This window comes from Halorarius halobius, from assembly GCF_024298865.1.
GTDB classification, from domain to species: Archaea; Halobacteriota; Halobacteria; order Halobacteriales; family Haloarculaceae; genus Halorarius; species Halorarius halobius.
On record NZ_CP101161.1, the window covers coordinates 3,230,316 to 3,255,864 of the forward strand.

General features: G+C 64.3%; 18 protein-coding genes and 2 pseudogenes. 11 read left to right on the forward strand and 9 right to left on the reverse strand.

Annotated features, from left to right (window positions below):
• Positions 1 to 47 precede the first annotated feature (47 nt).
• A complete protein-coding gene (locus NL112_RS17195) occupies positions 48 to 1,436 on the reverse strand; it encodes a hemolysin family protein (RefSeq protein ID WP_255150081.1) in 1,389 nt (462 codons plus the stop codon).
• Positions 1,437 to 1,584: 148 nt separating this feature from the next.
• On the opposite strand from NL112_RS17195, the gene NL112_RS17200 reads away from it, so the two are divergent.
• The 3 genes and pseudogenes from NL112_RS17200 (at position 1,585) to NL112_RS17210 (ending at position 3,426) form a co-directional block, all read left to right on the forward strand.
• Complete coding sequence (locus NL112_RS17200) at positions 1,585 to 2,298, forward strand: CPBP family intramembrane glutamic endopeptidase (RefSeq protein WP_255150082.1); 714 nt, start codon at positions 1,585 to 1,587, stop codon at positions 2,296 to 2,298.
• Positions 2,299 to 2,740: 442 nt separating this feature from the next.
• Positions 2,741 to 3,136 (forward strand): annotated as a pseudogene (locus NL112_RS17205) (NADH-quinone oxidoreductase subunit D-related protein); the annotation flags it as partial.
• Positions 3,137 to 3,138: 2 nt separating this feature from the next.
• Positions 3,139 to 3,426, forward strand: coding sequence for a DUF7562 family protein (locus NL112_RS17210; protein WP_255150083.1), 288 nt, complete (start codon positions 3,139 to 3,141; stop codon positions 3,424 to 3,426).
• A gap of 689 nt (positions 3,427 to 4,115) precedes the next feature.
• Here NL112_RS17210 and NL112_RS17215 read toward each other — a convergent pair.
• Both NL112_RS17215 and NL112_RS17220 read right to left on the reverse strand, forming a co-directional pair.
• A complete protein-coding gene (locus tag NL112_RS17215; protein WP_255150084.1) occupies positions 4,116 to 6,047 on the reverse strand; it encodes a pentapeptide repeat-containing protein in 1,932 nt (643 codons plus the stop codon).
• Positions 6,048 to 6,153: 106 nt separating this feature from the next.
• Positions 6,154 to 6,366 (reverse strand): hypothetical protein, encoded by a 213-nt coding sequence (locus NL112_RS17220; RefSeq protein ID WP_255150085.1) that lies wholly within the window; start codon positions 6,364 to 6,366, stop codon positions 6,154 to 6,156.
• 40 nt (positions 6,367 to 6,406) lie between these two features.
• Between NL112_RS17220 and NL112_RS17225 the strand changes: the two are divergent.
• From NL112_RS17225 to NL112_RS17235, 3 genes and pseudogenes are all read left to right on the forward strand, one after another.
• Positions 6,407 to 6,532: pseudogene (locus NL112_RS17225) on the forward strand (DNA polymerase subunit beta); the annotation flags it as partial.
• Between the two features lie 100 nt (positions 6,533 to 6,632).
• On the forward strand, positions 6,633 to 7,859 hold the full coding sequence (locus NL112_RS17230; protein ID WP_255150087.1) for an RNA-guided endonuclease InsQ/TnpB family protein: 1,227 nt from the start codon (positions 6,633 to 6,635) through the stop codon (positions 7,857 to 7,859).
• Positions 7,856 to 8,431 carry a nucleotidyltransferase domain-containing protein gene (locus NL112_RS17235; protein ID WP_255150088.1) on the forward strand — a complete coding sequence of 192 codons (576 nt, stop codon included), beginning with the start codon at positions 7,856 to 7,858 and terminating at the stop codon, positions 8,429 to 8,431. Before NL112_RS17230 ends, NL112_RS17235 begins: the two co-directional genes overlap by 4 nt.
• 726 nt (positions 8,432 to 9,157) lie before the next feature.
• Here NL112_RS17235 and NL112_RS17240 read toward each other — a convergent pair.
• From NL112_RS17240 to NL112_RS17255, 4 genes are all read right to left on the reverse strand, one after another.
• Positions 9,158 to 9,487, reverse strand: a complete 330-nt coding sequence (locus NL112_RS17240; RefSeq protein ID WP_255150089.1) for a type II toxin-antitoxin system PemK/MazF family toxin — start codon at positions 9,485 to 9,487, stop codon at positions 9,158 to 9,160.
• Positions 9,488 to 9,865, reverse strand: a complete 378-nt coding sequence (locus NL112_RS17245) for a hypothetical protein (protein WP_255150090.1) — start codon at positions 9,863 to 9,865, stop codon at positions 9,488 to 9,490.
• Between the two features lie 173 nt (positions 9,866 to 10,038).
• The gene (locus NL112_RS17250) at positions 10,039 to 10,362 is read right to left on the reverse strand and encodes a DUF3784 domain-containing protein (RefSeq protein WP_255150091.1); all 324 of its coding nucleotides are present in this window, start codon (positions 10,360 to 10,362) and stop codon (positions 10,039 to 10,041) included.
• Positions 10,363 to 10,696: 334 nt separating this feature from the next.
• The gene (locus NL112_RS17255) at positions 10,697 to 11,614 is read right to left on the reverse strand and encodes a winged helix-turn-helix domain-containing protein (protein ID WP_255150092.1); all 918 of its coding nucleotides are present in this window, start codon (positions 11,612 to 11,614) and stop codon (positions 10,697 to 10,699) included.
• A gap of 614 nt (positions 11,615 to 12,228) precedes the next feature.
• Between NL112_RS17255 and NL112_RS17260 the strand changes: the two genes are divergently transcribed.
• From NL112_RS17260 to NL112_RS17270, 3 genes are read left to right on the forward strand one after another with little or no spacing between them, the layout of a single operon-like run.
• Positions 12,229 to 13,383, forward strand: coding sequence for a DUF1214 domain-containing protein (locus NL112_RS17260; protein ID WP_255150093.1), 1,155 nt, complete (start codon positions 12,229 to 12,231; stop codon positions 13,381 to 13,383).
• Between the two features lie 22 nt (positions 13,384 to 13,405).
• Positions 13,406 to 14,557, forward strand: a complete 1,152-nt coding sequence (locus NL112_RS17265; RefSeq protein WP_255150094.1) for a DUF1214 domain-containing protein — start codon at positions 13,406 to 13,408, stop codon at positions 14,555 to 14,557.
• A complete protein-coding gene (locus NL112_RS17270; protein WP_255150095.1) occupies positions 14,554 to 15,678 on the forward strand; it encodes a DUF1214 domain-containing protein in 1,125 nt (374 codons plus the stop codon). Before NL112_RS17265 ends, NL112_RS17270 begins: the two co-directional genes overlap by 4 nt.
• Before the next feature lie 147 nt (positions 15,679 to 15,825).
• Here the strand turns inward: NL112_RS17270 and NL112_RS17275 are convergent, their stop codons facing one another.
• Positions 15,826 to 16,737, reverse strand: coding sequence for a CPBP family intramembrane glutamic endopeptidase (locus tag NL112_RS17275; protein ID WP_255150096.1), 912 nt, complete (start codon positions 16,735 to 16,737; stop codon positions 15,826 to 15,828).
• A 507-nt stretch (positions 16,738 to 17,244) separates the two neighbouring features.
• Between NL112_RS17275 and NL112_RS17280 the strand changes: the two genes are divergently transcribed.
• Positions 17,245 to 19,743: an efflux RND transporter permease subunit gene (locus NL112_RS17280; RefSeq protein WP_255150097.1), complete on the forward strand. Its 2,499-nt coding sequence runs from the start codon at positions 17,245 to 17,247 to the stop codon at positions 19,741 to 19,743.
• A gap of 179 nt (positions 19,744 to 19,922) precedes the next feature.
• Complete coding sequence (locus NL112_RS17285; protein ID WP_255150098.1) at positions 19,923 to 21,122, forward strand: phage NrS-1 polymerase family protein; 1,200 nt, start codon at positions 19,923 to 19,925, stop codon at positions 21,120 to 21,122.
• A gap of 749 nt (positions 21,123 to 21,871) precedes the next feature.
• On the opposite strand, the gene NL112_RS17290 is transcribed toward NL112_RS17285, so the two are convergent.
• Positions 21,872 to 25,549: a type IV secretory system conjugative DNA transfer family protein gene (locus NL112_RS17290; RefSeq protein WP_255150099.1), complete on the reverse strand. Its 3,678-nt coding sequence runs from the start codon at positions 25,547 to 25,549 to the stop codon at positions 21,872 to 21,874.

Here is a 25,549-nt window from a genome sequence, read left to right on the forward strand (position 1 = left end):
CGAGGGGGCACGGCGCCGCAGACAGTCGCGGTCGCCGAGCCACCCGTTCACTCGGCGTCGCGCTCGTCGGCCGGCAACTCGCCGTCGCCGAACTCGGACGAGGGCCGGTTCACGCTCACCCGGACCTTCTGGATGCGGGTGTTCTCCACCTGTTCGGCCCGTAACGTCACGTTCTCGTAGGTGAACTCCTCACCCTCCTCGACCAGCCGGCCGGCGCGGTTGAAGATGAACCCCGAAATCGTTTCGAACTCCTCGCCCTCCGGCAGGACGATGTCGAGCGCCTCGTTCACCTGCTCGATGTTGACCGCACCGTCCACCCGGACGGTGTCGTCGTCGATGACCTCGACCGGCGGGTCCTCGTCGCCGACCAGTATCTCGCCGACGATCTCCTCGGTCATGTCCTCCATCGTGATCAGCCCCTCCGTCGCGCCGAACTCGTCGATGACGATGACCATATGCAGGCGGTTCTCGCGCATCTCCGAGAGGAGGTCGTCGACGTTCTTCGACTCGGGGACGTGTAGCGTCTGGTTGACCACGTCGGCCACCTCGAGATCGGCGAACGCATCGGCGTCCGCGTCCTCCAGTTCGCGGATGTCGAACACGCCGACGACGTTGTCCAGCGAGCCCTCGTAGGCGGGCAGGCGGGCGTGCCCCGACTGGATACACTGCTCGATGGCCTCCTGGACGGTCGCGTCGGTCGGAACGGCCTCCATGTCGAGCCGCGGGGTCATCACCTCCTTGGCGGTGGCGTCGGTGAACCGCAGGGTGCGCTGGAGCATCTGGCGCTCCTCCTCGTCGAGGATGCCCTCCCGCTCGCCGGTCTTGATGATGTTCCGGATCTCCTCGCGGGTGACGTACGACGACTCGATGGCCGAGCTACCGCCGGTGACTCTGTTGACGAGCCCCGTCAGATAGTAGAACAGGGTGATGAGCGGCCACAGCAGTTTCCCGACGATCTTCAGCGGGGGCGCGACGGTCCGGGCCCACGAGTCGGTGTTCTCGACGGCGTAGGACTTCGGCGCGCTCTCGCCGAACAGCAGCACCATCGACGTGATGCCGAACGAGGAGACGAGCACCGCGGCACCGGGATCGAAGTAGAAGCCGACGATGGTCGTCGAAATCGACGACATCGTGATGTTGACCATGTTGTTCCCCACGAGGATCGTCACGAGCAGGCGGTGGGGGTCCTCCTTGAGGGACTTGACCGCGTGAGCGCCACGCTTCCCCTGCTCGACCATCGCATCGATCTGGTGGGTGGGCAGCGAGAACAGCGCGATCTCGGACGACGAGAAGAACCCCGAACCCATGAGCAACAGCAGTATCATCACCGCTCCGATGCCGGTGATCGCCGGCTTACCCAGTTCGATACCCACGACCGGTACGGTGTACTGCAGAACGCCGACCACAGACTCTGCTGTGAGGACGGGTGCTCCCATCAATATCGACACTTACTATAGCAGCACAGTAACGCTTGTGTACCCGCCGTCGATCTCGATGCAGCTACAATCGGGATTTGGGTCTGAGCCGGGCTTAATATCCATCGGTGGGACCGTTCAACCAGAGATGGAAACGAAACACTCCGGTATGCAGTTACCTGGTGGGGAGCCGACCGGGAAACGCCTCCTCGCGACGGCGCTCGTCATAACGATCGCACTGTGGGGGTGGCTCACGGGCTGGTCGTTCGTCTTCGGCAGTGTGCCCGGGCGGGAGCCGCTGGTCCTCGCTGACCAGCCCGTCGTCCGGGACGTCGCCTACCAACTGCTCCGGGCGCTGTTCGCCGTCGGCGTCGCGGCCGCCGTCGTCCGTCACTTCGGCATCGAGTCGCCGCTGGCGTGGCTGGGCGTCAGCCGCCCGGCCGGCCGGGAGTGGGGCTATCTCCCCCTCGGAATTGTCCTGCTGATCGTGACGCTCCTGGGTGCACAGGTCCTGTTGATGGGAGTGCTGGGGTTCGAGCGGACGCCGAGCCAATCCTTGGCGGACCCGGTAATGCTGTCACGGTTACTGACGCTTCTGGTGCTCGTCGGGCCCGCCGAGGAACTCATCTTTCGGGGTACCGTCCAGCAGTCACTGGGTGACAGGTTCGGCGAGTGGCCGGCCATCCTGATCGCGGCGACGCTGTTCGGCTTCGGTCACGTCAGCCTCTGGGCGACTGCCCCTGGCGACCTCCTCTGGTTGGTCGCCCAGACCGGTGCCGGCGTCGTCCTCGGGTGGGTGTACTACCGAACTGATAACCTCGTCGTGACGGCACTGACCCACGGGGGGTTCGTCTCGCTGACGACGGCCCTTGCGGTCATGTAGCCGGGCCTCGATGACGTTGCAGCGTCCGGAATGAACCGCCGCGGGCAGGGCACCACGGTGACGAACGAAACACCCGACTGTTGTGTCCGGGCTGGATGGGTTGGTCGACCGGGTCCGGCGCAGACTCACGAATCATCCCCACGAGAACGGCGGGGCGTTTTCACCGAACGTCCGTATATATCCCATCACTGGTGAGGCAGAGCGCCTACGCGCCGCCCGCGGGTAGGCACAACCGTGGACGATGCAGCACTATCACCGCCCGATCGCCGACCCACCCGTGCCCGAGACGGTCTCCGCCCTCCCCGACGACGCCGTCGTCGGCCACGCCGACCGGGAGTCCATCCTCTCGACGCTTCGCTCGGAGGCGGGGATCGACCACTGTCCCTGTGTGACGGCCCGGGAGGACGGCGACCGCTACGAGCCCATCTATCATTCCACGAGCTACGACGACCGAATCGAGTGGGGCGTCGTCACCGAGGACAGCTGTGACAACCTGGCTCGCGTGCTCGTGCGGCTACGCGAACTCGAGGAGTCGGCCGCTCTCGTCGACCGGTGTGTCGACCTGATGAGAGAGTGGCCCGACGACGAGCGGACGGTTCAGTCGAGCGTTCCACTGAAGCCCACCGGCGAGTGCTACCGCGCCGTCGGGGGCGTGAAGGGCGAACTCGGTATCTACATCCGCGCGGACGCCACCGACACGCCCGCCCGGTTCAAGATCCGCGGACCCTCCTTCTCGAACCTGCAGGCGCTCCCCGAGATGGCCGACGGAGAGTACGTTCCGGACCTTGTGGCGACGCTCGGGAGCCTCGATACCATAAGGGGGGAGGTGGCTCGCTGACGATGTCCTCGACGCGACTATGGGGCCGCGACGCCGGCCGTGAGGTGACCTGTATCGCCTGTGGCGAGACGGTCGACCGCGCCGACGCCCGCGAGTACGACAAGCACGGCGACCGCTGGGACCGCGACGACAAGCAGTTCGAGTTCCTCTGTAAGCCCTGTGACAGTGCCTGCTGTCACCAGAACCGCGAGGGGCTCGAGGAGGCGCTCGTGGCCGCCCGCGCAGGACAAACGGACCAGAAAACGTTCCTCCGGCGGTTCTGTGAGCTGACGGTCGAGGACGCGAACTGAGACCGGACACGTGGCTTCGTCTCAGTCCTCCTCTCGCCGGCCGTCGCCGAAAGCAGTCGGTCGATTCGAGCCTCCTGACGGGGATGCTTTCAGTCGTGTCCGACAGTATCGGAGGACGACACCTGCGGTGTTGACATCCTCCTCCGCGTGAACGCGGAGGACTCCCGAGGGGTGGGAGTGTCAGGTTCGCAGTCCAGTCACCGGACTACCACACCTTTCGGGCGCGGGTAGTCCCACAGTGTCGGTGTGGTGGACTGCTGGCGGTGCCAACCCGCCGGTACCCCTATCCTCGACCGTGTACGGCGTTCAAGTGTTGTTTTGGCCACAGGGACGCCAGCAGGCGTCAGCGGACTCGGGGGTATCTTCAGGTTCACTTCGAGCAGTCGGCACGTCGGCACACCCTTCGAGGATGTGGCGTTCACCGACTGCCCTTTCGGATACTACCTCGTTACGTGGGCGGACAGGCCGCCTCCGAAGGACGGTTCGGAATCCGCTCCGTTCCGACCGATTCCTCCCTGTTAGTAGGATGGCCTGTCACTTAAACGCCGGTATTCTGAAACTCAGCGAGTTGTCGAACGTGGATTCTCCCCCAAGTGACGGCGCGTATCCACGGCCTGAAGGCCGTGGTGTTACGCCTGCTCCGCGTATAAGAGCATCCGGGACGGCGGCGCCGACCTGTGAGATCAAGATCACCGTGTTGCGCGGCGGCCGAACACGAACACGAGCAGCGCGAGCAGCGCGGAGCCGGCGACCGTCTCAGTCGCGGCGATCAGCCGCGCCAGTCCAACCGGCTGGAGGTCGCCGTAGCCGAGCGTCGTGAACGTGACGACGCTGAAGTAGAGGCTCTGTCCGAACGCCTCCAGGAGACTGGGCGTGTTCGCGTACGTGACGACGCCCTCGCTGGTCCGGACTCCGAACAGCGGGTACAACAGCGCACACACCAGCATAGCGACCGCCGTCGACCCGACGACGCGCCACGGGCTCTCGCCGTACCGGACGACGAGATTCGACGCCCAGCTTCGAATCCACTGCCCCCATTCGCCGTTCGCGCGGCGCTGGCGACGGAGCATGTCCTGCCGGCGGACGAAGAACGTGCCTTCCAAGTCCGGGAACGCGTTCGCGCTACAGAGCGTCTCGAGGGACTGGTACGCACCCATCGCCTTCGTGAGCTGGTCGACATCCTCGCTATCGTCCCCGTCGTCTGTCCCCGAGTCGGGTCTGAACTGGGGGATGTCGAGCCCGAGGTCCGAGTCATCGGTCGGCGTCCACTCGTACCCCGAGTCCGGGTCGTACACACACCGGTTCTCACCGCGGCTGTCGAACACCGTCTCCACGTTCATGACGGCCCCGTCCAGTCGTACCCCGTAGATGTGGGCCCCGCTAAGGTCCGCGCCGTTCAGGTTCGCGTTGGTCAGAATCGCCCCCTCGAGGGTCGCATTCGAGAGGTCGATATCCTTCAGCCGCGTCCGGTTCAGGTTCGCACTCGAGAAGTCGCCGTCGCTGAGGTCGACTCTGCTGAACGTCGCATCGTCGAGATCCGCACTGTCGAACACCGGCGGCGTCTCGAACGTCACCCGCGCGACGGTGGCATCCGGTAGCTCCGCCCGCGAGAAGTCGGCAGTCCCCTCGACGTCGAGGTCGCCGAAGTCGAGCCCGGGCAGCGACGCTTTCGAGAAGTCGGCCTCGCCGATGGAGGTCTGTTTGACCGTCGCGTCCGCCACATCGCTGTGTGAGAAATCCGCGCGTCCCTCGAACGTGCCGCCGGTGAACACGAGATGCTCCGCGTCGATACCCGTGAACACCGCGTCGGTTGCGAACGTGACATCCTGGAGTGCGATGACCCCCTCGACGCGGCAGACGTCGAAGGAACACGCCGCCTGGAAACTCGCTCCCGTGAACGCCACGTCCGCAAACGTCGTCCCGCCGAAGTCGACCTCGGCGGTGAACGTCGCCGCCTCGAAGTTCGCCGTGTCCGAGAACGCCGCCTGCGTGACGTCCGTCTCTCCCTCGAATCGAGCGCCGTTGAACACCGCGAGATCGTCGAACTCGGCCATGTTGAACTCGGCTTCACTGCCGAATCGGGCCGACTCGAAGTGGACGCGATTCCAGAACTGGGCTCGAAAGCACCGCACTGGCCCCCGGATGTCGGCCGCCTCGAAAGAGACCGGCTCCCGACACTCCGTGCCCGCCAGATCCACGGGTCCGTCAACCGTCGCGCCGTCGAACACGAGCACACAGGACAGCGTCGCTTGCCGCGCGGACCATCCGCCGTCAAACCGCGCATGGGTGAAGTCGACCGCCTCGACACCGGCCGGGATATCCCGCTCGGTGAGGTCGACGGCCCCGACGGTCGCCCCGATGAACTGCGCCCGTCCGTCGCCGTCCGCGGCGGCCCGCTCCAGGGCCTCACCCATCGCCGCGTCGAGTGCCGCCTCGTCGGCCGTCTCGCGCTGGTGGAACGGACACCGGTCTGCATCCCCCTCGGTGGGATGTGGACACTCCCACACCCCGTCGTCGAGACGCCGCTCGTCGACGTGGCACTCGTCGGCCGCGTCACCACCCCACGTGTCAGGGTTCTCCGGGTCGAGCACGTACTCGCAGGTCTCACGCTCATCGGACATGCCCCGCACCAGACGTGGCGCGTTGTTTAACGTGGGGTTCGCTGAGCGGCATCGAACTGCGACCCGGCGCCGACAGCGTCGGACGGGCCGGATGGCGAGCCGACCGCTACGCCGTGTCGGCCGACTCGTAGTTGCGGACCCGATAGATCATCCGCAGGACGGCCACGGCGACGAGGGCACCGAACAGCAGCCGCAGTCCGACCGGGACGTCAGTGACGAGTCTGAGCAGGCCGATGGCCCCCTTGCAATCCCGACCCGAAGGGATGGTACTGCCCGTGACATTCGCGAAGCAGAGCGCTCGGCTACGTGACGCCGCCACATATTTATATGTTGTTGCACAGAATAAGATAGTGTCTGAAATGGCGAAACAGGATATAACTGTCTGCATCGATGCATATCCCGACCCGGATACCGATGTCTTTCGTATCGGTGCCGCGGACGACATCCTCCGACTACTCGCCGACGCCCACGACACGGAGTTTACAGAGGTACAAGGAGAATGCCCCGAGGCTTGACCTCGGGGTTGAATCCGACACTCTCTGGAACAAACCATTAAGTCAACACACTTCTAATCAATAGACAGCGATGGATTATAGTCACCGCTACCACGCTTACCCGACACAAGCAGTAGCGGAGCGACTGGAACATCACATCGACGTTCATCGCCAAGCGTACAACTACACTCGATACGAATACGAAAACGTTGACGCCGAGAACATCGGTTCAGCGTACAAACATCACTACCGACTCCCTGACTGGAAAGACAAGTACCCAGTCTTCTCCGAAGTCAACTCGAAGGCTCTGCAACGAACCGTCACTCGGTTCTATCAGAACCTCTCGAACCTCTCCGAGAAGAAGCAGAATGGACACAAAGTTGGGAAGTTGAAGTGGAAATCTCCGACCGAGTACCAGAGCATGACGTATTCGCAGTCCGGCTTCAAACTCAAAAACACGAGTGGCCGACACGCAACGTTAGAACTCTCCAAGGTCGGAGACATACAAATTCGCTACCACCGCCCAATTCCTGACGAAGCAGAAATCAAAGAAGTCACCATCAAGAAGGAGACAACTGGTGAATGGTTCGTCTCTTTCGGGTTGGAAACCGACGACGCCGACCTCCCCGAGAAACCCGACGGGGACTCCCTCGACGCGAGTAACAGCGTTGGGATCGACCTCGGCATCCTGAACTACATCCACACCAGCGACGGCAAGACCGTGGATTGGCTCGACCTTGAAGACGACTACGAACGTCTTCGACGCGAACAGCGTAAGTTGTCTCGAAAGGAGAACGGGTCGAACAACTACGAGAAGCAACGTCGGAAGGTATCGAAGGGCAAGCGACACATCCAGCGGAAGGTGCTGGACTACCAGCACAAGATTACGACGTGGCTCGTCCGCGAGTACGACGCGGTGTTCGTGGAAGACCTGAACGTCCAGAGTATGCTTCAGGGCGACGGGAACGCTCGGAACAAGCAGGATGCGGCGTGGCGACAGTTCATCACCCTGCTCGAATACAAGGGCGACTTGCACGGCACGCACGTCGTTCAAGTCGAAGCCCGAGGAACGACCAAGGAGTGTGCGTCGTGTGGCGTGGAGACGGCGAAGCCTATCTGGGTGCGTGAACACTCTTGTCCAGCGTGCGGGTTTGAGTGTGACCGTGATGCGAACGCTTCGTTGAACGTGTTGCAGAGAGGCTTTTCTGAATTAGGGCTGGGATGGCCCGAATCAACGCCCGTGGAGACTACGCTCCCTACGGACACGGATTCCGTGTCTGCAAAGCGCGTCGTAGAAACGGGAAGCCTCGGGGCTTGACCCCGAGGCGATTCACGATCCCCGAACTCGTCGACGCCACGGGTGTCTCCCGCTCGACGGTGTGGCGGGCTGTCGACCTTCTCGACAGTATCGGTGCTATCCACATTCGAGAGACGCCACAACGAAACCACATCGCAATCAACCCGGACCGACTCCAGAAAGACGATCCGATTCTTGCTATTCCGCAGTCGGAGTTCCACGCACCGATCCAGGCATTCGTTGACCGCGTGCAGGCCACGCTCACTGACGCCGACGGGGTCGACGATCTCCTCGGTATCGTTATTTTCGGGAGCGTTGCTCGGGGCGAGGCTGACCGCCAGAGCGACGTCGATTGTTTCGTCGTCGTCGATGGCGACCGGACGACAGCCCGCCGGCGGATTGCCGATGTCGTTGCAGATCTCCAATCGGACCGCTTCGACGGTGACCGATTCGCGTTCGAGCCGTATGTCGAATCCGCCGAGAGCGCACGCAGAGCCGGGTCAAAACTCCGCGACATCTTCGCTGAGGGCATTACGGTGTACGGTAGCGGCCACCTTGACTCACTTCGAAAGGAGGTCGTCGCAGATGAGTAGTACGCGAATCGAGCAACTCATCGACAACGTGCAAGCCGCGTTCGACCGCCGCCCAACAGATATCGAAGCCGGGCTTGAGGTCAGGATGGGCTCGCTTCAGCAGCGCGTGCTGAAGCGATGTACGAGCTCGCCACCGAGATGCATACATACGTTATAGAGACTCAAGGAGAATACCTGCGGCTTTAGCCGCAGGATGAATCCGACAATACCCTACACGAACCACGTTCGATGGCATTCCCGAGTGTCCAACCGCAGCTTCAAGTGGTGCCATATACTAAGAGATGTAAGGTCTGGTCGGAACGGAGCGATTCCGAACGACCTTCGGAGGCGGTCTCCCCGCCACCCAATGAGACAGTATCCGAAACGCCAACACGGTGAACGCGAATGCTAGAAGCGTTCGTCTCGTGCCTGTTGGTTGAGCACGCCCCCGATACCTCCAAGTCCGTCGAAGCGTCAGCGACTCCCTGCTGGCAAAAACAACAGATGGGAGTCAACGACGCTGAGGATAGGAGTAACGGCGGTTTGGCACCGCCAGACAGCCCCCGACCACGATGGCTGGGTTAAACGGGTTCCCGTTAAGTGCCGGAGTCATGGTTGCGAACCTGAAACTCCCACCGCTCGGGATTCCTCCGTCTTCAGGCGGAGGAGGATGTCAATGGGCGGTCTCGACAGGGGCACGAGTGTCTCTGCGGGGAGACAGCGTAAGGCGTTGACGCCGCAGCGGGTTCAGCGAAGGTAGGTTTCCAGTTTATCCACCACTCGTTCGACGAAGGCGTCGGTCACACGACCCTGCCAAGCGACGAAGTCCTCGCGTCGCGGCGAGTGGACTGCCCACGGTGAGACGAACGAGTCTCGGGGCACACCGCCGACCTCCCAGACCGCGTCTGGTAGCGTGAGTGAGTCCTCGTACTCTTTCGTTGAGATGGCAACGGTGATGTACTGTTCGCGGCCAAACGGGTGCGCCTCGGTGTTGAGGACGAGCCACGGGCGCTGTGTGTCTCTCCCCAGCTTGAACGGGTCCGAGCTCCGGACGACATCGCCACGTTCCGGTTGCATTCAGGATTCGTCCCCACGATTATCTTGGTCACTCGGATGGAGGGTGTCAGGCGCCGTGGCGTTCCACTCCTCGGTGTCGATACCACCATCGCTCTCGTCCAATCGCGCGCTGGCGAGATGCAGGTCATACGCATTCATTAACCGACGTTCGTTGGACGTGATCGCCCAGTACTCGCCGCGATGCCGAACCAGATTTCGCGCCTTCAGACGTGAGAGTGCGGTCCCAACGGTGTTCGGGCTCTCTTCGATCGCACTTGCGATCTCGGAGCGGGTGAATGCATGGTCGCGGTGCGTGTACAGATACGTAACCACCTGTTCAGGGACTGTAGGGCCCTGTGGAAGATCGCCGGATTCGAACTCATCAATGCTTACGGGCATGTGTGTACTTTGTGTACCACCGTAATTAGTGTACTGGGGCTCGTTGAGCAAGAGCCCGCTGTTAAGCCGTTGACGCCGCCGCGAGTAGTGAGACGAACGGATGGAGGGTGATGTCGGTTTCCGACCCCTCACGAATGAACGAATTACTTGGTTGAGAGGAAACGGAAAGCCCGCTACGCCGTGTCGGCCGACTCGTAGCTACGGACGCGATAGATCATCCGCAGGACGGCCACGACGACGAGGGCACCGAACAGGAGCCGCAGTCCGACCGGGACGTCAGTGACGAGTCTGATCAGACCAATGGCTGCCGTTGCAATCCCGACCCGGAGGATGGTACTGCCCGAGATATCGCGAACCACGTCCTCGGGGATCTCCGTGCTCGAATCGTAGCCCGCCACAAGGAACGTCCAGCCCTGGAACTTGATCAGCCACCCGAGAAGCGTGACGACGGTGCCGGCACCGATCCACTCCAGCGCACCGGGCGAGAACTCGATCACGCAGCGTCACCTCCGAGCGAGCCGGATGCGCCTGGGTCGTGGGCACCGGCTCTCTCGGTGAGCCGACGCGGGCCGTCAGCGGCCTGGTCGAGTGGGCAATCGTCAGCGATGGACTCGGTTGGGGACATCGGGACGGGCATCGGTAGTCACATTCGGCGTCTCACACGCCTCGCCCATAAGAGTTATAGACGGATTGATATATTATCGGTCGCGTTTCAAAATCACGTTTGAGCGAGTCGTGGGGATGATCGGCCCGAACGACGGTTTCCACGTCGACGCGTAGTGAATGCGGGCCGAATCGCTGAATCGCAGTTTTGATTCAGTTCTGTCAGATTCAGACGTCACGCCCGCCTCTGCGGGACACGCGCTCGGTGTGGGTGACGGTTGCGTCCGCATCGAGGAACAGCCGGAGGGTGGAGGACTCCCGCTCGAGGTCGACACGATACGTCTCGGGGTCGGCCTCGACCTGCTCGGACGTCCATCGGTCATCATACAGATACTGGTTGAACTCCCAGACGCCGGAATCCAGGATATCGAGCCCGTGCTCCCAGTGGAACGAGACCGCCTCGGGGTGATAGGCAGCGGCGATAGGTAACGGGAGGCTCAGGAACCGCAGACACGCCTGACACTCGCTGGCCGTCACGTACGAGACGGGCGTCTCGTCGGCAAAAGGGAGGTCCGCGGCGGCCAACACGTCCGTCTCGATGCGGCCGGCACACTCCGGGCAGACGCCGCGACGAGTTTTGAGCAGGTCGCCGGCCTGCTCGCGGGCCACCGACTCGATCAGTTCCTTGCCGGAGCGGGCCCGCACCTGTGCCGGTCGCACCCGGTAGGCGTTGGCGCCTCGCTCGCAGTTCGTACAGTACATCAGGAAGTACTGGTCTTCCAGCACGGCCCGGAGCGTCGTCTCGCCACAGAACTGACAGCCGCCCTCGGTTTCGACGTGGCCGATGTCGTCGGGCTGGCGAAAGTTCTCGGCGAGGATGAACCGGACGAGCTGTTCGCCGGCGTGGGTGAACGCGTAACCCTGCTCGTGTTTCCGGAGGAAGGTTCCGGTGAGTTCGCCGAGATGGTACGACAGTTTGGACGTGTCGTCGACGTCGACCCGGTCGTAGATCTCCGAGAAGGACAGCTGTGCGACCCCCGTCCGTTTGTTCTCGTGTTGGGCGACGGCGACCGTCCGCAACACGTCGAGTCGCGTCGCGTCCGAGAGTAGCTGGAACACCTCGTCCGCCCCCGTCGGATCACCCATAGCTGTCGATGGATCACCACGATATTCAACGTTCGGTCCAGTGGGGGTATGCGACGGCCTGTGTTCACCGTCGGCGACTCACAGATACAGATGCTGTCGCAGAGGTCGTGCTGCATCGAGAGTGCAGGTTTCGCACGGGCCGTCGCGGTAGAGTAAGATGAACTTGTCTCTGCCACGCGAGTAGCGTACCTGGTTGGTTCGCGGACGCATCCGACAGTTCGACGGCACCCACGCCTCTCGCTATTGTTCATACAAAGAACACGCTACTGAACGTTCGGAGAGCGTGTTGTCGTGGTGGGGGGTGGCGAACCATGAGTCCCGCCCAACGTGTCCGGTCGGTGTCTATGGTCTCGTCGAAAGACCGGATTATGGCTCCGGCCGTGGTCCATAACGAAGTGTCTCAGTAGCCTGATTCTGGTCGCCATCGAGACGAGATCACTATTCGAGGTCCGACAACATGGACCGACTGACACACCCGAGCTCGCCCCTGTGGAGGGGTGACGCGTGCACCGTCGTGTCGATCGGACGGATGGGCTGGTGCCCGCAGCCGACGGTATCGCGGATTCACACGAGCAGATTCACGCACGAAGAGACCCCAACAGTCCCCAACAGTCATGAGCAACGATAACCCCGAGACGACAACCGTATCGACCTCCGAACCGCTGCGAGCGACCCGCCGAAGCGCACTTCGCGGTGCGGGCCTCGCCGGCGTACTCGCGATGGCTGGTGGCAACGTCTCTGCCAGCAGGAACTCCCCGGAGGCGAACACTCGCCAAACTGAGACCGAGGCCTCAGAAGACGACGAGCCAATCCCAGTAACGTGGGAGAACGTCGTACGCGCCGAGACGGACACCTACTTCCAATCACACGTCGGCAACGATGGCTTAGGCGCATTCAAGCACTACCGCGATTTCCCACCCATCGAGGAGCAGCAGACCCAACCCAAGGCACCGATCGCTGACGCGCTGTACTCGTGGGGGATATTCGACCTCACCGAGCCGCTAACCATCACGAAACCGGACACCGAGGGCCGATACCAGTCGATAGTTATCACCAACCAGGACCAGTACGTGAAGGGAGTTCTCTACGATTCTGGCGAGTACACGTTGACGCAAGAGGCGGTCGGAACGCGGTACGTCAGTGCGCTGATGCGCACGTTCATCGACCGGAGCGATCCGGACGACGTGAGCGAAGTCCACAGACTCCAGGACGCGACGACGACCAGTCAACGATCGTCTGGAACGTTCGAGATTCCCAACTGGGAGCAGGAATCGCTCGAAGCCCTCCGCGACGCACTCGCCACGGTCGGGGAAACGATGGACGATTTAGCAGGCGTCTACGGCGACGTCGACGAGGTCGACCCCGTCAAACACTACATCGGCTCCGTGGCGTTCGGCCCGGGTGGAATTCCCGAACCGTCGGAGGCGCTACTCGTGATGCGGTATCCCGACCAGAACGATGGCGAGACGCCGTACACGCTCACCATCGATGACCCCGATGGGGTCCCCGTCGACGGGTTCTGGTCGGTCACCGTCTACGACAGTGACTGGCTTCTCACGGAGAACGAGTACGAGGCGTACTCGGTCAGCAACGTGACCGCCGAACGCGACGACGACGGGCGCGTCACGATCCACTTCGGTGGTGACCCCGAGCAGCCGAACTTCATCTACACGCCTGAAGGATGGCAGTACATCGTCCGGCTCTATCGGCCACGCGAATCGGTCCTCGACGGGCGCTATCAGTTCCCCGAGGCACAGCCAATCGAGTGAGTACGAAAGAGAGCCAATCATCATGAGTAACGAGACACACGAGACGACGGCTGACTCGGACGCCGAACCCCTGCGAGCGACCCGCCGAACCGCACTTCGCGGGGTGGGCCTCGCTGGCGTACTCGCGATGGGCGGCAGCGCCAGCGCCCACCAGAACTATCCGGGCACGAACGCCCAGCGGACGAACCAGCAGACGTCGGGCGGTGACGAGTCGGTCCCGGTGACGTGGGAGAATTACCCGCGCGCCAACTGTCACGTTACGTTCCAGTCGGCTGTCGACCTGGGCGGGTTCGGGCAGTTCTACCATCGCAGGAATGTCACGCCCATCGACGAGCAGCAGGCTGTCGGTGAGAACCGTGACGTGCTCGCCTCGTTTGGGGTGTTCGAGTTGACCGAGCCGGTCACCATCACGCTCCCGGACAGCGGTGACCGATACATGTCGATGAACGTTCAAGACGAGGACCAGTACGTGAAGACGTTCGCCACCGACCCCGGCGGGTACACGATAACACGGGAACTCGTAGACACTCGGTATGCTGGCGTCCTGGTCCGGACGTTCGTCAATCCGACCGACCCGGCCGATCTGGAACAGGCCCGGCAACTCCAGGACGAGATCGAGGTGACCCAATCGTCGGCCGGCTCGTTCGAGGTTCCCAACTGGGAGCAGCGATCATACAGACAACTCACCGACGCGCTCGTAACAGTCGGATTGACGGTAGACGACTACGTGGGCGCGTTCGGCTATGTCGACGAGGTCGACCCCGTGAAATTCTTCATCACCAGTACGGCAGGGTGGACCGGCGTTCCGGAACCGTCGGAAGCGGTAGTCCTTCAGCGGACCCCCGCCCAGAACGACGGCACGACGCCACACATACTCACGATCGATGACGTCCCCGTCGACGGGTTCTGGTCGGTCACCGTCTACAACAGCGACTTTTATTTAGAGGAGAACGAGTTCGACGCCTACACAGTCAGCAACGCGACTGCAGAGCGTGCGGACGACGGGAGCGTCACGATCCACTTCGGCGGTGACCCCGAGCAGCCGAACTTCATCTACACGCCGGAGGGGTGGAACTACACGGTCCGGCTCTACCAGCCGCGCGAGCCACTCATCGACGGGCGCTATCAGTTCCCCGAAGCCCAGCCGGTCGAGGGACAGGAGACCCAGCAATGAGCAACGAGACACCCGAGACGACGGCTGACGCGACCTCCGAACCGCTGTGGGCGACTCGTCGCACCGCGCGTCGCGGAGCGGGCCTCGTCGGCGTACTCACGATGGACACCGGCAGCACGAACGCCCGCCAAGACGCTCCCGGCGTGAGTGGCCAGCAGACGTCGGACAGCGACGAGACGGTCCCGGTGACGTGGGAGAACTACCCCCGTGCCAACTGCCATGCGAAATGGCAGGCAACCGTCGACGACGGCGGGTTCGGACAGTTCTACAATCTTCGGACTCTCACCCCCATCGACGAGCAGTTCACAATCGGGTTGAATCGCGACACGCTCTACTCGTTTGGAGTGTTCGATCTGATCGAGCCAGTCACCATCACGCTCCCGGATGCCGGTGACCGCTACCTGTCGATGAACGTGCAGAACGAGAACCAATACGGGAAACTGTGCGTGTACGATCCTGGCGAGTACACGATTACACAAGACCTGACGGGGACTCGATATGCTGGCGTCGCGATTCGCATCTTCGTCGACCCGGACGACCCGGACGACGTGAACCAGGTCCGCCAGCTCCAAGACGAGATCGTCGTGGAACAGTCCTCGGCTGGCTCGTTCGAGGTGCCCAACTGGGACCGACAATCACTCGGCCAACTCACCGACGCGCTCAACACGGTCGTGGCCACGGTGGATGACTTCTCGGACGGGTATGGTTACGTCGACCAGGTCGACCCCGTGAAGTTCTTCCTCCTCTCGACGTCGGGGTGGACCGGCGTTCCGCAGCCCTCGGACGCAATATTCTTCTTCAAAACCCCCGCCCAGAACGACGGCACGACACCACACCGACTCACCGTCGAGGACGTCCCTGTCGACGGGTTCTGGTCGGTCAGCGTCTACAACAGCGAGCTGTTCTTCGAGGAGAACGAGTACGACGCGTACTCGGTCAACAACGTGACCGCCGAACCGAACGACGATGGGAGTGTTACGATCCACTTCGGTGGTGACCCCGACCAGCCGAACTTCCTCTACACGCCGGACGATTGGAACTACGTGGTCCGACTCTACCAACCGCGAGAGCCGATTCTCGACGGGCGCTATCAGTTTCCCGAGCCACAGCCGGTCGAGTGAGCACCCGTATGGATACCGGCCTCGACGCTTGATTCGGGTGTATTGCAACGGTATCAGGCGTGAACCGCCTCGTGGTCACGCCCCGAGGAACTCGCCTTGCGTATACATATCACGGGGGATACCCGCGTCTTCAGGCGCGGGAGGATGTCAACTGTAGATTGCCTCCGGAATTCGGATGGACCCACGCTCGCGATACACCCATGCGGCGGCGAGCAGACAGACGATCCCGATCTGGACGATTCGGACCTCCAGATTCGCGGCCAGCGTGTTCCGCGTCACGTCGCCGATTGCGAGTATTTCGACAGTTCCCAAGGATTCTCCAGTCAGAACGGAGGTGGGGAAGCGGCCGAAGTGGATCCCGATCGGGAGTGCCAGGTCACCGGTGAGAAGATACGCGAACGCGAACATCGTCCCCGTGAGTGCGGCGTCGACGGCCACGAGAACGCTGCCACGATACACCACGTGCAACAGTCCGAACACTACCAGACTGCCGATGGTCGCACCGCCGACAGCAGCCCTCGTCGAAAGCCCACGTGCGGCTAGCCCCGCTGCGAAGTTGTCGATCAGAATCCGTCGATAAATGACCTCCTCGTACACGTTCCCGAGGAGAAAATACCCGGTGAACACGGCCAGGACGGCAGCGACAACGAGTGGCTCCGCCGGGGACCGAACCCCTGCCGCCGCGAGATCGAGAGCACGAATCCCTCGGAGTTCGCCCCACCACCACGATACCAAAATCCCAAGCAGGGAGATACCCACACCGGCGGCGAACGTGCCAAGCCACTGGCTGTCGATACCGAGGCCGAAATCGCGGAGGGAGGGTCGTTCGAGGGTTCTCGCGGCGTAGACGCCGACGAGAATCATACCCACATACACACCCCCGATGAGACACCCATAAACCAGGAATTGGAACCCGGAGAGGTCGCCGCTCGTGCCGGGGATCACCTGTCCAACCACCTGGAGGGCACCCAGATAGACCACGACGCTGAGTATCGCCGGCAAAAGCCCCCTCACACTCGCGCGAATCCGGTCTGAATCAGCCTCTCGAAGAACGTTCATTCGATCTGAACATATTTCTAGGCTGTTAATATAAACCTGTATATGGTCCAGAGACGGACGGCGGCGACCCATTGCCCGTCCGGAGCGCGCCGCACGGTGGTTCGCGGGTCCCTGTCTCGACGAGGTGACAGAAAGTCAAGGAGAAAGCCCACGACTTCAGTCGTGGGAGTAGTCACGTCTCGATCAACGACCCGTGCGGATGGCAACCGATAGGCCGCGCCCCGGCACTCGCACCAGCATCTATCAGATACGATTCAAAATACGCGTTGAGCGAATCCGTGCCGAATGGCCCGACACGCCTATATCTGCCCCACAGACACGCAAGCACCCACTCTGTGGCTCAATTCTCCTTTTGAAGCGGTTCTGGTAATATATCAATTATTCGATAATACTTATGGCCGTTTCCGGTGACCCACCGAACGGGTGAATTGTCGAAATGGTCCCCACGCGACAGACCGACTGGACGTATCGACCGACGACCGCACACACGTTCCGGAGGGGTGACCGATGAGCGACGCGCTTCGGCGGCTGTTCGGGGCCGTCACCGAGCACAACCTGCTCGTAGTCCTGCTCATGCTGGTGGTGACCGCGGGGGTCGCCGCGGGTACGATGCATCTTGAGTTGGGCCAGAGCGGGCCCCCGAGTGCCGACGACTCCGAGGTCGCCCAGAAGATGACGTACATCCAGGAGAGCTACGGCACCGCCGACGGCAACGAGACGGCGACGAAACCGGCGGCCGTTTACGTGCGCTCGGAGGACGGGAACGCCCTCTCGAAGGCCGCGTTGCTCGACTCGCTGCAGTTCCAGACACAGGTCCGCGAGAACGCCTCGGTCGCGGCGGCGCTCGGTGACCGCGAGGTCATCGGCGTGGCGAACCTCGTCGCGACGCGGGCGGCCGACGAGCGGGACCCGACGCTGGACCAGCAGATCGCCGCGCTCGAGAGTGCCAGCGACGAGGAAATCGAGCGGCTCGTCCGTGGAACGCTCCGCGAGGGCTCGCCGGCGCTCCGCCTGCTGCCCGACAGCTACGAGCCGGGGACGGCGACCGCCGCGAGCCACCGCATGGTGTTCCCGCTTGCCGACAGCGACGACCGGTCGGCCGCGACCGCGGCGCTCCACGAGACGGCGAGCGACCGACAGAAACTGGATTACTTCACCGCCGGCGAGCACGCCAGCGCCGACCGGACGGCGGCGTATCTCCGCAACACGATGGAGCTCATCGTGCCGGCCGCGCTCGCCATCATCCTCGCGGTGCTTGCCATCTCGTATCGCAACTTCGTCGACGTCGCGGTCGGATTCACGGGCGTCGTGCTGTCGGTGGTGTGGATGTTCGGCATCCTCGGCTGGCTGCAGATTCCCGCGGGCGTGTCGGTCATCATCGGCCCGGTGCTGATCGTCGGCTTGAGCGTCGACTACGGCCTCCACGTGTTCATGCGCTACCGCGAGCAGCGCGGCGACGACGAGGGCGTCCGCGAGCCGATGGCCCGCGGGCTCTCGTCGGTGACGGTCGCGCTCGGGCTGGTGACGCTGACCGCCATGCTCGGGTTCATGGCGAACGCCACCAGCCAGCTCACGGTCATCCGGCAGCTGGCCGTTGCGATCACGCTGGGCGTCCTCTCGACGTTCGTCATCTCGCTGACGCTCGTGCCCGCGCTGAAGGTGACCATCGACCGCCTGCTCGAACGCGTCGGGCTCGACCGGCAGACCCAGCCGCTCGGCAAGCGCGGGCGGCTCCGCCCCGTCCTGCAAAGCGGCGCGACGCTCGCCCGCCGGGCGGCGCCGGTCGTCATCGTCCTCGCGCTCGTCGTGGGCGCGGCCGGTGCCGTCGCCTGGACTGATCTCGACCGGCAGTCGATCCAGCAGGGCCAGGGCGACGTTGCCGAGTGGAAGCAGGACCTTCCGGGCCCGGTCGGCTGGGACGTCTCCGAGGCGTCGAAGCATCGGAGCTACGTCGACGACCAGTACCGGGCCGCCGACGAGGCCCAGCAGCCGCGCTCGAGCGTGCTGCTCGAGGGTGACGTGACCGATCCGTCGGCCCTCGACCGCGTGCAGGCCGTGCAGCAAGCAACTGGAGAGAGCAAGGTCGTGTATCAGCGTGATGGGGCCGCCGCCGTGCGGTCGCCGCTGACTGTTATCTCGGCCGTCGCCGCGGAGGGCGAAACGGTCGCCGAGACCGTTGCCGCGGCCGACACGGATGGCGACGGCGTCCCGGACCGGAACCTCGAGGCGGTGTACGATGCCGTGTACGCGGCCGCGCCGGAGCGTGCCGGGCAGGTCATCGACCGCGAGGGCGGCGAGTACCGCTCGCTGCGGGTCGTCGTCCCTGTCGAGTCGGACGTCACCATCGCGGATCGCGCCGCGGGCATGCGGGCGATCGCCGCTGCTGGAGATGGCGGTGCGGTGTCGGCGACGGCCGTCGGGAGTGGCGTGCTCCAGGAGATCCAGCTGTCGCGGACCGCCGACAGCATCCTGCAGACGCTGGTGATCGCGCTCGTGGCGGTGAGCCTGCTTCTGGTCGGCGTGTATCGGCTCCTCACCGGAAGCGCCTCGCTCGGGGCCGTGACCGCGCTGCCGATCGTTCTGGTGTCGGCGCTGGTGATCGGCGGGATGTGGGTGTTCGACGTGCCGCTGACGCTGTTGACGGCGCTGCTGTTGAGTCTCGTCATCGGCATCGGCATCGACTACAACATCCACGTCAGCGACCGCTTCGTCCAGGAGCGCGAGCGCGGCCGGTCAGTTCAAAAGGCGCTCGTCGAGGCGACCACCGGCACCGGTGGGGCGTTGCTCGGGAGCACGTTGACGTCGGCCGGTGCATTTAGCGCGTTGCTGTTGCACCCGAACCCGCAGTTCGAGAACTTCGGGACGCTGGTCGTGCTCGCGATGGTCACGTCGTTCGTCGTGGCCGTGTTCGTCCTCCCGAGTCTGCTGGTGCTGTGGGCTCGATACGGTGGGCTGGGTATCGCTGTCGGGCCGGAGGTCGACGTGTCGGCGCAGGCCGACGACTGACGGCCAGCTCGACCAGCCCTCTGAAGGCCGCGGCTGCCCCGCCTGTGCGGCCGAGATTCGGGGTAGTTTCGAGGATCGTCGGTTGATACGGCGGTCGAGGATGGCCGTCGTGCGCAGGGTCACGCGCGCTCTACTGGACCAACGTTCACATGGTGAGCCGCACAGAGTGCCACCTGTCGATGACTGACGCCCCCGATGCCGCTGCGGTGCCGGACGCACTCGTCGACCGCGATCAGTGGGTCTGCTGGCAGCGGCAGGACCGCGACGGAAAGACGACCAAGGTGCCGATCAATCCAGCAACCGGACGCTTCGGTTCCGCGACTGACGCGGATACGTGGAGTGACTTCGCCACCGCCCGGGAGCGCGTCGCGGATGGGACTGCCGCGGGCGTCGGGTTCGTGTTCACCGATGCCGACCCCTTCGTGGGCGTCGATCTCGACGACTGTCGCGTGCCAGAGACGGGTACGTTGACTGACGAGGCGGCGGCGATCGTCGACGAACTGGACTCGTACACGGAGGTGAGCCCATCCGGGACCGGCGTACATGTCCTCGTTGAAGGCGAACTGCCAGAGGGACGGAACCGGCATGGCGACGTCGAGTGTTACGAGACGGCGCGGTTCTTCACAGTCACCGGCGACCACGTCGAGGGCAGGCCGACCACCGTCGAAGCGCGGCCCGAGGCGCTAGCGACCGTCCATGAAACGTACGTGCAACCGGACTCGGCCGACAGGGAAGCGGAGACAGCGGCAACCGCCGCTGAGGAAGCCGCCGTGGATGACGGCACGGCGTCGAGTGAGGGAGGACGCCTCGACGACGGAGAACTGGTTGAACGAGCCAAAGCGGCGGCGAACGGCGACAAGTTCGCCCGCCTGTGGCGAGGCGACACGAGCGGCTACGAGAGCCACTCGGAGGCCGACATGGCCTTGTGCGCACTCCTGTCGTTCTGGACGGGCGGTGATGCCGAGCGTATCGACCGGCTGTTCCGCCGGTCGGGGTTGATGCGCGAGAAGTGGGACGAGCAGCATTTCGCGGATGGGAGCACGTACGGCGAGAAGACCATCGAGCGGGTGCTACGGTCTGCAGACGAGTTCTACGCGCCCGACGGTGACGCGCCGACCCAGCCGGCGTCCGATGACTCGACGGAGTCTGTCCCGGACTCAGCAGCCTCTGAGACGGCCGCCCGGACCGCGTCGCCGGACGAGCATCGCGAAGCGCTACAGGAACAGGTGGAAGAGCTCCGCGCCCAAGTGGAGCGGCTGGAGCGCGAGAATCAGAAGCTCCGGGCGGCACTCGAGAAAGCGGAATCGGATGGGGATTCCGCTACGGCCGATGAGAATCGGTCAGGTTCGGGGTGGCTCGGATCGCTGTTCTCCAGGTAACCAGATACATACGAGAACAGATATAACGGGGTGTTCGGGTGGCAAGACGACCGCGGACCGTGTTCCCGGTACCGGTATCGGAGACGGCCCGAGAACTGATGTTCAATCCCAGTTACAGGCGATATGCGACGTCAAATTCGGCGATAAAGGGGTTCGAGCGTGACTTCATACCCAGCCGGTCCCCCGCAAGATAACGTGTACAGTCTCCGCTGCGGAGGAACTAGGCTCAGGGAGCGAAACACTCGATACCAGGCGTCGCAAGCCAGTTCATTGGCATTCCAGCGTCGCACGTGGGAATCCCGGCCCACCATTACAACCGTCGAGTACCCTCCGAATTGCGTTCAACTCCGGACGCAGTCGTGCGATTCGCCATTGCAGCGGCCCGGCGCCTCCGGACCCCAGATCGTTCGAGCCACTGGCATCCAGCGCGAACCATCTTCTTCGCCCCGATTTCGACAGGGACGACATCTCGGCCTCCCACCTCATGCCGGTGCGTCCTAGATTCGGTCACAGCCCCCTGAACCACGTTATCTTGCGGATATCGGGTCAGGGTTGAAAGCTAGCCACGCCCTCTAACCCCACCGCGACCAGTCGTCGACCCGATCCGACACGGGTCGGTCGACCTCTCAGAGAACGCACATACGCCGAGTCGCCGCACACGAGGTGCCCGGGAAGCGCCGCTTCACCTCAGGGATTCATCCACGATCGAAACTGCACGCTCCCCACCTAGGGCACCACTGCAAGCGCACTCACCAGGCGGGGTCAGCGGCCTCGAGCTGGCTACGGAGCCAGTCGAACGGATAGACCGCCGTCGCGCCAGCCGCATCCAATCGATACTGCTGGACCGGCGTGCTCTCGGAATACGACGTGTCGAGGCGGGGCTCACCGTCCGGCGGGTCGTTGAGCGCCTCGACCACCTCGCGGCCGGCCGAGTGGCTCAACACGATCCAGATTGCCTCCTCCGGATCGCAACTGGCCATCTTGTCGAAGTCCTCGGGCACCGCCTCGGCGACATCGTGGTTGATGCGCTCGACCTCACCCGTGACGACGATCTCGCCGTCGGCATCGAGGCCAGCCAAATCGAGCCGCTCGGCGGAGCCCGGTTCGGTCGAGTTCCCCGACTCGAGATCGTAGTACGCCTGCACCTCGACGACATTCGAGTCGGGGTCGGTGACGAACTCCTGCTCGAACAGCTGTTCGCCGACCTCGACGCCCATGACGTGCTGGGTGGACTCGCCGAGATCACCCTTGCCGTGGCCGTGCGCGACGCCCCGACGATGATCGACGCCGATGACGTCGCGGCCCTCCGGCGTGACCGTGTAGAGCCGATGTGGGTAGTCGCCGTCGTGGCGGAGCAGTCCGGCCTCGAGCAGCTCGTCCACCGCCGCAGGGTCGATGTCGATGTACTCGCGGAGCCGAATCATGCTGTCGTGCAGGAGGTCGTAACAGGGCGCGTCGTAGCGGCGGCGATGCGCCCGATACACCGCCCGCAGGAACATGAGCTGAGCATCCGACCAGCCGGTCGCCGCGCGCTGCTCGCGGTCGAGCGGGAGGTTCACCTGACAGATGGGGATATCATCGGAATCGACCTCCCCGTCGGGATGGCAGTCGACGGCGTCCGTCAGCCCGTCAGCCGTGGGCTCGTACCACGCCTCACACTCGGTGCAGACGATCCCATGCCGGTCCGCGTCGTACCGAAGCTGGCTCGGCAGGCGCGACGTGTACGGAAGCGCGGAGTCGACACGGGGGCGCCGCTCGTCGTTCGCCTCGGCCTCTGTGTCGTCACCGGGCGCCGTGGCGGCCTGCCCCTCGGCTGTCGTGCTCGGCAGCGCGAGCGGCAGCCCCATGCGCTCGCGAGTCCGCTCGATGCAGGAGCGCTTGCGGCTCTCGAATGCCACCTCGAGCGCCTCCGTGAGATCCTCGTCGCTCGCGGGATGCGCCGCGGGCGGGTCGGCGGAGACCAGTTCGAACGGCCGAGGAGAGGGCGCGCGGAACGGTGCCGCGGCGTCGACGAGCCACTGGCCGCGGTCCAGGCCTCGCAAGCGGGCGCCGACCGACGGCTGGGGCATGTCGTCGGTGGCCAGCCGCGCGGCGAGGTCGTCATCCTGACCGATGGGACCCGTGATGATGGTGCCGACATCGTTCAGCAACTCGCCGTACGCCCGGCGTGACTTCTGGCTGAGCTGGCCGGGGAACTGCATGGCCAGCGTGATCGCCAGGCCGAACGCGCGGCCCTGCGAGAGCAGGTCGGCCAGCAGGTTCGTCTCGGCGACGGTCGCCGCCTCCTCGATATAACAGTTGACGAGCGGCGGGTCGTCCTGTCGGCTCGCTCGGCGCTTGCACGCGCTCCACAGCGTCGAGAGGACGGCCAGCGTGAGCGCCCGCTGCCCGCCCCCGCCGAGATCACCCATATCGAGGATGATGGTGACGTCCTCGTCGAGATACGCGGTGAAATCGAGCCGTGTCTCGCCTGGCTGTTCTGGCTGGGGCGCATCGCCATCGCCTTCGTCTGCGGCCGCCTCCGTGACGTGATTGAACAGCCGGGCGAGCCGGCGGTCGCGGGGCACCTTCTCGATGCGGGTGAGCACCCCGGACATGATGCTCCCGAACATGTCGTCGGTGTCGTGGACGACGCTCTCGAGTAACGATTCGATTCGGGCCTCCGAGACCGGCGGCGGCGACCGCTGGTCGCGCATCCGCTTGGCGGCGTCGTGTAACTCCTGGTGGCTGAACGCGTCCGCCCCGTGGACGGGGTCGAACAGCGCCTCGATCAGATACCCGATGACGTCCCGGGCGCGTTTCGCGTCGTCGTCCGTGTCCAGCAGGCCATCGAGCAGTTCGAGGTAGTGGTCGATGCGGCTCCCGATGGCCGTATCCCGTGGGATGCCCGCCTCCAGGTCGGCGCGAATGTCGAAGAACGTGAGCGCGGGGACGGTCCGTGCACAATCCAGGTAGTAGACGCCCTCGAGATCGCCATAGCGGGCGTAGTAGGCGCGGAGGTAGTCGGTGGCCATCCCGGCGCCCTTCGGGAGGACGAACACGTCGGCGCCGTCCGTGGCGGCCGCATTATCGAGCGCGGCGCGGGCCAGCGCCGTCGACTTGCCGCTGCCCGTGGGCCCGAACCAGGCGGTGTGGAGCGGCTGGAGGGCCGGCGGGAGCGCGAGGGGCTCGTCGAGCGCCTCGAGCGTCCCCAGGGTGAGACCCTCCGTCCGGTACGGTTTGAGGTGCTCGGTCGGTAGCGGCTGGAGCGCCGTCCGCTCGCTGGGCGTCGGCGCGACGGCCTGATGGGTCGCGTCAGGGAGCGAGTCGCCGCCGAACACGCAGAACGTCGCCGCCTCGCCCGGATCGGCGACGATCGCCGGCGAGCGGTTGGTCGTCCCGGGGAAAAGGGTGTAGGGGCGCATGTAGTTCATCGACGCGTGCTCGCGGTCGACGAGGTCGCGCCACGTCTCGTCGGGATCCGCGGTGACCGCGTCGACCGTGTAATGGCCGCCCCCCACGTGACTGAACGCGCTCGCGAGGGTCTCGCAGACGCGTTCCGGGCTCGTCGTCGCTGGCGGGGCGACTGTGGTGGCCTCCGTGGCCTGCCCGTCCGTGACGGTCGGCACGCCCTCCGTGTCGCCCGTGGTGTCGCTGGTCGCGTCCGTGGCCGGGCCGCCATCGGTCGCGGGCGCCGTGGCTGTGTCCTGATCGAAGACGACGGCGCGGGCCGTGATCTGGAAGGCGTTTCGATGGTCCTTCTCGTCGAGCGCGTCGAGTCGTGACGTGACCGACGCGGGGAGGTCCGCCCGGTCGGGGGTCTCATCGTCCTCGTGCGGGCCGAGGATGACCTGAAGGAGCTGCTCCCAGGCCGTGTCCATCCGGTTCTTGAGTTCCGTCCGCCGCATGTCGGCCGCGGCCGTGTAGTCGGGCTTCGGTCGCAGGAGGGCCTGATACACCGCCGGATGCGGGCAGTCGGCGAGCGTCGCCGCGGCGCTCGCGAGCGGCGGCTCCGACGTCTCAGTGTCGTCGTCGTGAAACTCGCCGTACGGCGTCAGCTGCAGCTGCCAGTCGTCGCGGCGCTCGGCGCGGCCGTGAAGCTGGCGTGCGGCCCTGGGGTCGCCGTCGAGGCGGTCCGTGAGATCGAGCGAGACCGTCGAGAACTCGTAGCCGTGTGGGAACAGCTGGCTGCAGACCGTCGCGAGCGTGTCGAGCGCGTCGGCGGGCTGACAGCCGAGATAGTAGTCGAGCGCTGGGTCGCCACCACCGGGCGCGACCAACAGCACCTCGTAGGTGAGTTTGTCACTCGTCCCGCCGGTGAGCCGATCGAGGAAGCCGGGGTCGTCGCTGGTCGTCTCCAGTCCGTGCAGCCGTTCGATCTGGCGGGGGACCGTCCCTGGGGCCATCGCCTCGTCGCTCAGGTCGACGTGGAGGAGGTCGCGCGACAT

Excerpts from the sequence above, each read along its gene's own strand:
- NL112_RS17260 (WP_255150093.1), top strand. The coding sequence starts at position 12,229 with ATGAGCAACGATAACCCCGAGACGACAACCGTATCGACCTCCGAACCG.
- NL112_RS17285 (WP_255150098.1), top strand. The coding sequence starts at position 19,923 with ATGACTGACGCCCCCGATGCCGCTGCGGTGCCGGACGCACTCGTCGAC.
- NL112_RS17210 (WP_255150083.1), top strand. The coding sequence starts at position 3,139 with ATGTCCTCGACGCGACTATGGGGCCGCGACGCCGGCCGTGAGGTGACC.
- NL112_RS17245 (WP_255150090.1), bottom strand. The coding sequence starts at position 9,865 with ATGCCCGTAAGCATTGATGAGTTCGAATCCGGCGATCTTCCACAGGGC.
- NL112_RS17200 (WP_255150082.1), top strand. The coding sequence starts at position 1,585 with ATGCAGTTACCTGGTGGGGAGCCGACCGGGAAACGCCTCCTCGCGACG.
- NL112_RS17230 (WP_255150087.1), top strand. The coding sequence starts at position 6,633 with ATGGATTATAGTCACCGCTACCACGCTTACCCGACACAAGCAGTAGCG.
- NL112_RS17255 (WP_255150092.1), bottom strand. The coding sequence starts at position 11,614 with ATGGGTGATCCGACGGGGGCGGACGAGGTGTTCCAGCTACTCTCGGAC.
- NL112_RS17240 (WP_255150089.1), bottom strand. The coding sequence starts at position 9,487 with ATGCAACCGGAACGTGGCGATGTCGTCCGGAGCTCGGACCCGTTCAAG.
- NL112_RS17195 (WP_255150081.1), bottom strand. The coding sequence starts at position 1,436 with ATGGGAGCACCCGTCCTCACAGCAGAGTCTGTGGTCGGCGTTCTGCAG.
- NL112_RS17275 (WP_255150096.1), bottom strand. The coding sequence starts at position 16,737 with ATGAACGTTCTTCGAGAGGCTGATTCAGACCGGATTCGCGCGAGTGTG.
- NL112_RS17270 (WP_255150095.1), top strand. The coding sequence starts at position 14,554 with ATGAGCAACGAGACACCCGAGACGACGGCTGACGCGACCTCCGAACCG.
- NL112_RS17290 (WP_255150099.1), bottom strand. The coding sequence starts at position 25,549 with ATGTCGCGCGACCTCCTCCACGTCGACCTGAGCGACGAGGCGATGGCC.
- NL112_RS17265 (WP_255150094.1), top strand. The coding sequence starts at position 13,406 with ATGAGTAACGAGACACACGAGACGACGGCTGACTCGGACGCCGAACCC.
- NL112_RS17280 (WP_255150097.1), top strand. The coding sequence starts at position 17,245 with ATGAGCGACGCGCTTCGGCGGCTGTTCGGGGCCGTCACCGAGCACAAC.
- NL112_RS17215 (WP_255150084.1), bottom strand. The coding sequence starts at position 6,047 with ATGTCCGATGAGCGTGAGACCTGCGAGTACGTGCTCGACCCGGAGAAC.